The sequence below is a fragment of the Gaiella sp. genome, assembly GCF_035558935.1.
Taxonomy (GTDB): domain Bacteria; phylum Actinomycetota; class Thermoleophilia; order Gaiellales; family Gaiellaceae; genus Gaiella.
In genome coordinates this window covers 1-6,298 of the sequence record NZ_DATMBZ010000087.1, presented here as the reverse complement: position 1 = coordinate 6,298, position 6,298 = coordinate 1, and the positions used below count along the sequence as shown (strand labels likewise).

General features: G+C 69.2%; 3 protein-coding genes and 8 tRNA genes. 1 reads left to right on the top strand and 10 read right to left on the bottom strand.

Annotation, left to right across the window (positions count from 1 at the left end):
• Position 1: 1 nt before the first annotated feature.
• The 10 genes from VNM44_RS08475 to VNM44_RS08430 all read right to left on the bottom strand — a co-directional run bounded on the left by VNM44_RS08475 (position 2) and on the right by VNM44_RS08430 (position 5,061).
• Positions 2-75: transfer RNA gene (locus VNM44_RS08475), tRNA-Glu, on the bottom strand.
• A gap of 7 nt (positions 76-82) precedes the next feature.
• A tRNA-Asn gene (locus VNM44_RS08470) sits at positions 83-154 on the bottom strand.
• Between the two features lie 9 nt (positions 155-163).
• Positions 164-250: transfer RNA gene (locus tag VNM44_RS08465), tRNA-Ser, on the bottom strand.
• 210 nt (positions 251-460) lie between these two features.
• Positions 461-543 (bottom strand) — tRNA-Ser (locus VNM44_RS08460).
• Between the two features lie 81 nt (positions 544-624).
• Positions 625-697: transfer RNA gene (locus tag VNM44_RS08455), tRNA-Lys, on the bottom strand.
• Between the two features lie 5 nt (positions 698-702).
• Positions 703-776 (bottom strand) — tRNA-Phe (locus tag VNM44_RS08450).
• Positions 777-929: 153 nt separating this feature from the next.
• Positions 930-1,001: transfer RNA gene (locus VNM44_RS08445), tRNA-Val, on the bottom strand.
• A gap of 53 nt (positions 1,002-1,054) precedes the next feature.
• Positions 1,055-1,130: transfer RNA gene (locus VNM44_RS08440), tRNA-Gln, on the bottom strand.
• A gap of 750 nt (positions 1,131-1,880) precedes the next feature.
• Complete coding sequence (locus VNM44_RS08435) at positions 1,881-4,169, bottom strand: MMPL family transporter (protein WP_325624991.1); 2,289 nt, start codon at positions 4,167-4,169, stop codon at positions 1,881-1,883.
• A 178-nt stretch (positions 4,170-4,347) separates the two neighbouring features.
• Entirely contained in the window at positions 4,348-5,061 is a 714-nt protein-coding gene (locus VNM44_RS08430) for an FTR1 family iron permease (protein WP_325624988.1), read from the bottom strand.
• Between the two features lie 88 nt (positions 5,062-5,149).
• Here VNM44_RS08430 and VNM44_RS08425 point away from each other — a divergent pair, with 88 nt between their 5' ends.
• A complete protein-coding gene (locus VNM44_RS08425) occupies positions 5,150-5,923 on the top strand; it encodes an SDR family NAD(P)-dependent oxidoreductase (RefSeq protein ID WP_325624986.1) in 774 nt (257 codons plus the stop codon).
• The last annotated feature ends 375 nt before the right edge of the window (positions 5,924-6,298 follow it).

Below are 6,298 nucleotides of genomic sequence, written 5' to 3'. Positions count from 1 at the left end.
GGGCCCCGAGCGGGATTCGAACCCGCGTCGCCGGCTTGAGAGGCCGGCATCCTCGATCCGCTAGAAGACCGGGGCGTGTGAGCTGCGACGGCTGGGCTCGAACCAGCATTCTCCGGGTAACAGCCGGTCGTCCTGCCGATTGGACGACGTCGCATCGATGAAGCGGAGGCAGCAGGACTCGAACCTGCGAGCGACGAGATGTCGCCGACGCGCTAGCAACGCGCTGCCTTGCCAACTCGGCCATGCCTCCGTGCGCGCGTCCCGGCGTGCTCCTTGCGGGGACGCGCGGCGCGCCGCCTCGGGCGCGCTGTCCAGTGACGATCTGAGCGGCGGCCGGCGCGCCGCAGACTCTCCCGGCCGGAGGGCCGGTGCTCCCGCACACACCCGGAAGTGCGCTGCGGCGCGAGCGCGCCGGAGGCCGGGCTCCGCCATCCGAGGGCGCGCGGCCGGTCGTCGCCAGCGGAAGGAGAGGGAGTCGAACCCCCAAGGCTTGTCAGCCCACCCGTTTTCGAGACGGGATACCGCGCCGGTGGCAGTCCTTCCGTGGGTCTCCTGCGTCTCTGGCCGCGTTCGGCGGAGCCGGGCTCCGTCCGGCGAGTCAGAGCGCAGCCAATGGCGCGAGAGTGGCCCCGGCAGGCGTCGAACCTGCAACCCTCCGCTTAAGAGGCGGGAGCTCTGCCGGTTGAGCTACGGAGCCAGAGATGTGACCGGCAGGGATCGAACCTGCGGCGCCTCGCGTTTCAGGCGAGCGCTCTACCGGGCTGAGCTACGGTCACGCGGGTCGAACCAAGGGAAACTGCTGAAGCCACGCCCAGCACTGCGCCGCAGTTGCGGCGCCGAAGGCGACGCCTTCAGGGATTTGCCCCGCCGCAGGCGGGGATCGAGCGGCGGGAATCCGCTCGGCGGATTCCCGCTTCGCGCAACAAGCATGGGCGAGGCTCGGCTCGAACCAGCACCCTCTCGCTTGTGAGACGAGCGCTCTCCCGTTGAGCTACTCGCCCGTCGGTCACCTCTCAGGCTCGCGAACCTCAGGTCCTCCGCAAGGTGCAAGCACAGCTCCGGTCCGAGGATTCGAACCTCGATCTCCACCTTCAGAGCGTGGTGTCCTGCCGGTTGGACGATCCCGGAACGGTCCGCCTCTCCATCCACGTCCCCCGAGTGGGAACGTCGATGCAGCAGGCCGCCCGACGCGAAGTGGCCTCTTCCCGCTTCCTATGTCTCGCTCGGCTCGAAAGCCGAACGATGTTGTCCAAGCCACTCGCCTACCCTTCGACCCTGGATCGTCGACCGCCGGGTGCGCTGTCCGCTGCGATCGCCGTCCTACGTGGAGGGGCTTTGGAGCCCGAGTCTCGCGCACGTCACGGAAATTCGCAGGCGAAAGCAGAAGCTAAACACCGATGCTCATTTCATCCTCCGTGCGGAGGAGTCTTTCTCCCTCAGGCGGGGCCTCGATTCGGTCTAGTGCTTCTTCAAGCTGGGCATCACCTCGTGGTCGTCACGCGCCGGCCGCCTCCCGAAACGACGAAAGCGACCCGCTGGGTCGCCCTCGACTGGCTCGGAATGCGGCTAGCAACCTAGCGTGCAGACCTCCCAGCGAGGGCAAGGACATGGTCGAGCTCGAACCTGGCACCGACGTTCTGCCAGGTCGAAACCGTCGCGGCTGACGCCGCTCTGGCCGGATAGTTGGTGGTGGTGATCATGGGCATCATGGGTTCCAAGTTCCTTCCGAAGCCGGAGGATAGAGCATCGAGACGAATTCCGCAAGGGGTTCAACGAAAGGAATTGGAGCATCATTCCGCAACGTCTGCGGAAATGCCCGCTCAAACGTCTCCGGAGCGGGCGGCGGAGCGTGGCTCGCCCCGCCGCCCGCCGGACGAAGCTCAGCTTCGAGCGGCCGGCTCCGGCGTCCCTGTCGGCTCGAGACCCACTCGGCCGTCTCCGTCGTGCGGCGGCTCGATCGTGATGTTCGGCAGCAGCCGATCGAGCCAGCCCGGGATGTACCAGGCCTTCTCGCCCATGAGGGTGAGGAAGGCAGGGACGAGCGTCATCTTCACGACGAGCGCATCGGTCAGGATGGCGACCGCGAGCAGCAGTCCGAACTCCTTCGAGATGCGGTCCGGAGTGAGGATGAACGCCGCGAAGACGGTGCCCATGATGATCGCCGCGGCGACCACCACCCGCCCGATCGCGGCGATGCCGTGCTCGACCGCCTCCTTCGTCGGGAGGCCGTGGACGTGCTCCTCCCTGATCCGGCTCGTCAGGAACACCATGTAGTCCATCGAGAGCCCGAACAGGATCGCGAACGCGATCGGTGGCACGAACGTCTCGATCGGCCCCGTCTGATCGAGCCCCGTCAGGTTCATCAGGTGCCCCTCCTGGATGACCAGGGTGAGCACGCCGAAGCCGACGAACGCCGAGAGGATCGTGGTGATCGCGGCCGTGAGCGAGATGACGATCGATCGGAAGGCCATCGCGAGCACGAGGAACGTGACGCCGATGACGTAGAGGAGGAAGATCGGCAGCCGCTGCATGATCCGGTCGGCGATGTCCTTGAACGCCGCGTTCAAGCCAGAGACGTAGACCGCCGCGTTGGTGCCCTCGGTCGCCCTGGGGACGACGTCGTTTCGCAGCCGGTCGACGAGCTGCCCGGTGGCCTCGTCCTGAGGCGCCGAGTTGGGCGTCACGAAGACGATCGCGACGGTCTTCTTATCGTTGAACTGGGGCTCGGCGACCGATGCGACGCCCTTGAGCCCCCGGACGCCGTCGTACACACGCTGCGGCACCTGCGAGCCGCCGTTGACGTCGACGACGATCGGGATCGGGCCGTTGAAGCCAGGCCCGAAGCCCTCGGCGAGGAGGTCGTACGCGCGCCGGGCGGTCTGGTTCGTCGGCTGCGTCCCCTGGTCGGAGGCGCCGAGCCGGACGAGCGCCGAGGTGCCGGCGAGCACGATGCCCGCGACGAGCAGGACCACGAACACCGGCTTGTGGTGTGCGGTCACCCAGCGGCCCCAGCGCGCGATGAGCGTGTTGTGTCGCGCGGCCTCCGAGTCGTCGATCGGGCGGAGGAACGGCACCTTGAGCCGGTCGACCTTGTGACCGAGCTTCGCGAGCACCGCGATGAGCAGCGAGTTCGCGATGAGGACGGTCGTGAGGACGCCGAGCGCGGAGCCGATGCCGAGCTTCGTCACGAAGTCGAGGCCGAAGAAGGCGAGCCCCGTCACCGAGATCGCCACCGTCAGCCCGGCGAAGATGACGGCGCGACCGGCCGACGCGCCCGCCTCTGCCGCCGCCGCCACCGGTGACAGACCCTCGTGCAGGAACTGTCTGAAGCGGGTGACGATGAACAGCGAGTAGTCGATCCCGACGCCGATCCCGATCATCGAGACGAGGAGCGGGGTGACCGTGTTGATGTCGGTCAGGCCGGCGAGAATGAAGAGGAGGATGAACGCCGTCCCGACGGCGACGATCGCGAGGCCGATCGGGATCGCGGCGGCGACGATCGTGCGGAAGACGACGAGCAGCACGATCAGCGCCGCGAGCAGGCCCAGCAGCTCCTGCGTGCCCTGCTCGATCGGCGGGAACTCGGCGTCGCCGTTGAACTCGACGATCACGCCCGCGGGCTCGACGATCTTGCGCACCTCGTCCTGGACCGCGACGACCTGGGACCGATCGGCGCTCTCGATCGTCTCCGAGAACTGCGCTTCGGCGTAGGCGATGCGGCCGTTGTCGGAGAACGTGTTCTCGCTGAACGGGTTTCCGACGCTCTCGATGCCGGCATTGCCGTCCTTCGGCGCGAACGCGGGCGACTTCAGCTTCGCGACGGCCTGGGCGATCGCAGCCTTGCGCTCGGGCGTGTCGAGGCGCTGACCCTCGGGGGCGGCGAACACGAGGTTGAGCACGGAGCCCTGTTCGGACGTGAACTGGGACTCGATCAGGTCGGTCGCCTTCTGCGTGTCCGACCCCGGGATCTCGAACACGTCTTTGAGGCCGCCGCCGACGGTGGCCACGAGGACGACGAGGACAACGATGATCCCGAGCCAGGCGAGTGCGACGCGCCACGGATGCGACGCGCACGCCCACATCCAGCGCGCCAATGCGCCCGTCGACATTCGCTCGTGCGCGGCGAGCCGCGCTCCGTTCCCGTTCGGCGTCTCTAGGTGCTCGCTCATGAAAGGCGCCCCTTCTCTACTCAGTTCTCGGTCGTCCCCCCGAGGATTCCACCGCCGTGCGATTTCACACTACGGACGTCGGTCACGCACGAGGTTCGGTCTGCCACACCATGCGTAGACGCCCGAACGGGCGCGAAATCATCGGTCTGCCACCCGCGGGTGGCGCCCGCTGGGCCCCTTACGCGCGGGTGCCGGTGGGCCTGCGGAAGAAGAAGTACAGCGTCGGGACGGCGAACACCGCGAAGGCGAGCCACGCCATGCTCTCACCCTCGGGCAGCGCGCCCGCTTCGGCGAGCTCCTCGAGGCCGCGGGCGAGGAGCCACGCGGCGAACACGAGCAGGAGCACGCTCGTCACCTGGAAGAACCGCCGCATGTCGAGCCGGTGGATGCCCTTGTAGAGGAGGAAGGCCAGCACGACTGCACCCGCGAGGCCGATCGCCGCGCCGATCCCGGCCGCGAAGTCTCCCTCGCTCCCGAAGCTCGAGAAGAGCAGCAGAGCGGTCTCGAGGCCTTCGCGGGCGACGCCGACGAAGACGACGGCGGCGAGCGCGAACCCCGAGCTGGCCGCGAGCGCCTCTCCCACCTGACGCTCGAGCTCGCCCTTGAGCGAGCCGGCGCGGCGACGCATCCAGAAGATCATCCACGTGAGGAGCGCCGCGGCGATGATCATCGTGGCGCCCTCGAAGACGGCCTCGGACGTCCCCTCGAGCTCGGCTCCGACGACGACGAGCCCGAGTGCTGTGACGACCGTCAGCGCGACCGCGGCGCCCGCGCCGATCCAGACCGGGCGCACGTCGACCTTCTTGCCCGTGCGGTTCAGGAAGGCGAGGACGATGACCACGACGAGCGCGGCCTCGAAGCCCTCGCGCAGGGTGACGATCCCCGCTCCCACTCTGTCAGCGACTCCTCAACACTGATGTAAGGCAGACCATACATGACGTCCCGCGAGCCGATGCGGCGAAGGCCATACGCTTGCCGGCGTGCGTACGGAGACTCTCGCGGGGAAGGTCGCGGTCGTCACCGGGGCGAGCCGCGAGATCGGTGCCGCCATGGCCGAGGAGCTCGCGGCCTCGGGCGCCGCGGTCACGGTGGCGCACCACGGCGAGCCGGACCTGGCCGCAGTCGTGGTCGACCGCATCCGCAGCCGTGGCGGCAGCGCGATCGCGGTGGACGGCGATCTCTCCCGGGTCGCGGACAACGAGCGGCTCGTCGACCGGACCGTTCGCGAGCTCGGTCGACTCGACGTCTTCGTCGCGAACGCGGGCCTGACGCGCTGGGCGCCGTTCCTCGAGGTCGACGAGGCGACGTGGGACACGGTGGTCGACCTGAACCTCAAGGGCTCGTACTTCGGCGCGCAGGCCGCCGCACGACAGATGGTCGGGCAGAGCGACGGCGGCCGCATCGTCTTCTCGTCGTCGGTGACCGGCAGCCGGGCGATCCCCAACCTCTCGGCGTACGCAGTGACGAAGGCCGCGCTCCAGCACATGGCGACCGTCCTTGCCCTGGAGCTCGGCCGCCACGGGATCACGGTCAACGCGCTCGCGATCGGCGCCACGGTCAACGCGCGGAACCTCGCCGACGACCCCGACTACGCCGAGCACTGGGCGGAGCTCCTGCCGACGGGACGCGTCGGGCACGCGGACGACGTCGCGTCGGCGTTGTCGTACCTCGTCTCGCCGGAGGCGGCGATGGTCACGGGACACACGCTCACGGTGGACGGCGGCTGGACGGGGATGGGCCGGACGCCCTCGTGAGCGCCGGCGATCGCACGCAAGACGCCGGCTGGGCGGCGTGGTTGGCTCGACGACGGCCCTGCCACGTTCGAGGCGCGCGAGACCGCGTACGGCCTCTACCGCTCGGCGGGCGACGCCCGGGGGCCGCGCGGATGGCGACCTGGCTCGCCGCCGACCAGCTCGAATTTCCACGGCGCCGGCGCGGTGGCGTCCGGATGGCGCGGCGCTCGACCGAGACCTCGACGAGTTCGCCGTCCGCTCGAAACGGGGCGAGCCGGGCGGCCCGGCCGAGTATTCCTACGAACACCTCCTGGCGGTCGCGCGGAAGCGCGGCGCCTGAGCGCCAGACGCAGCGCCGTCAGGCGCAGCCGGCGGGCTCGACCGCGACGGCGCGGC

Coding starts and splice junctions, on each gene's coding strand:
- VNM44_RS08435 (WP_325624991.1), bottom strand. CDS start 4,169: ATGAGCGAGCACCTAGAGACGCCGAACGGGAACGGAGCGCGGCTCGCC.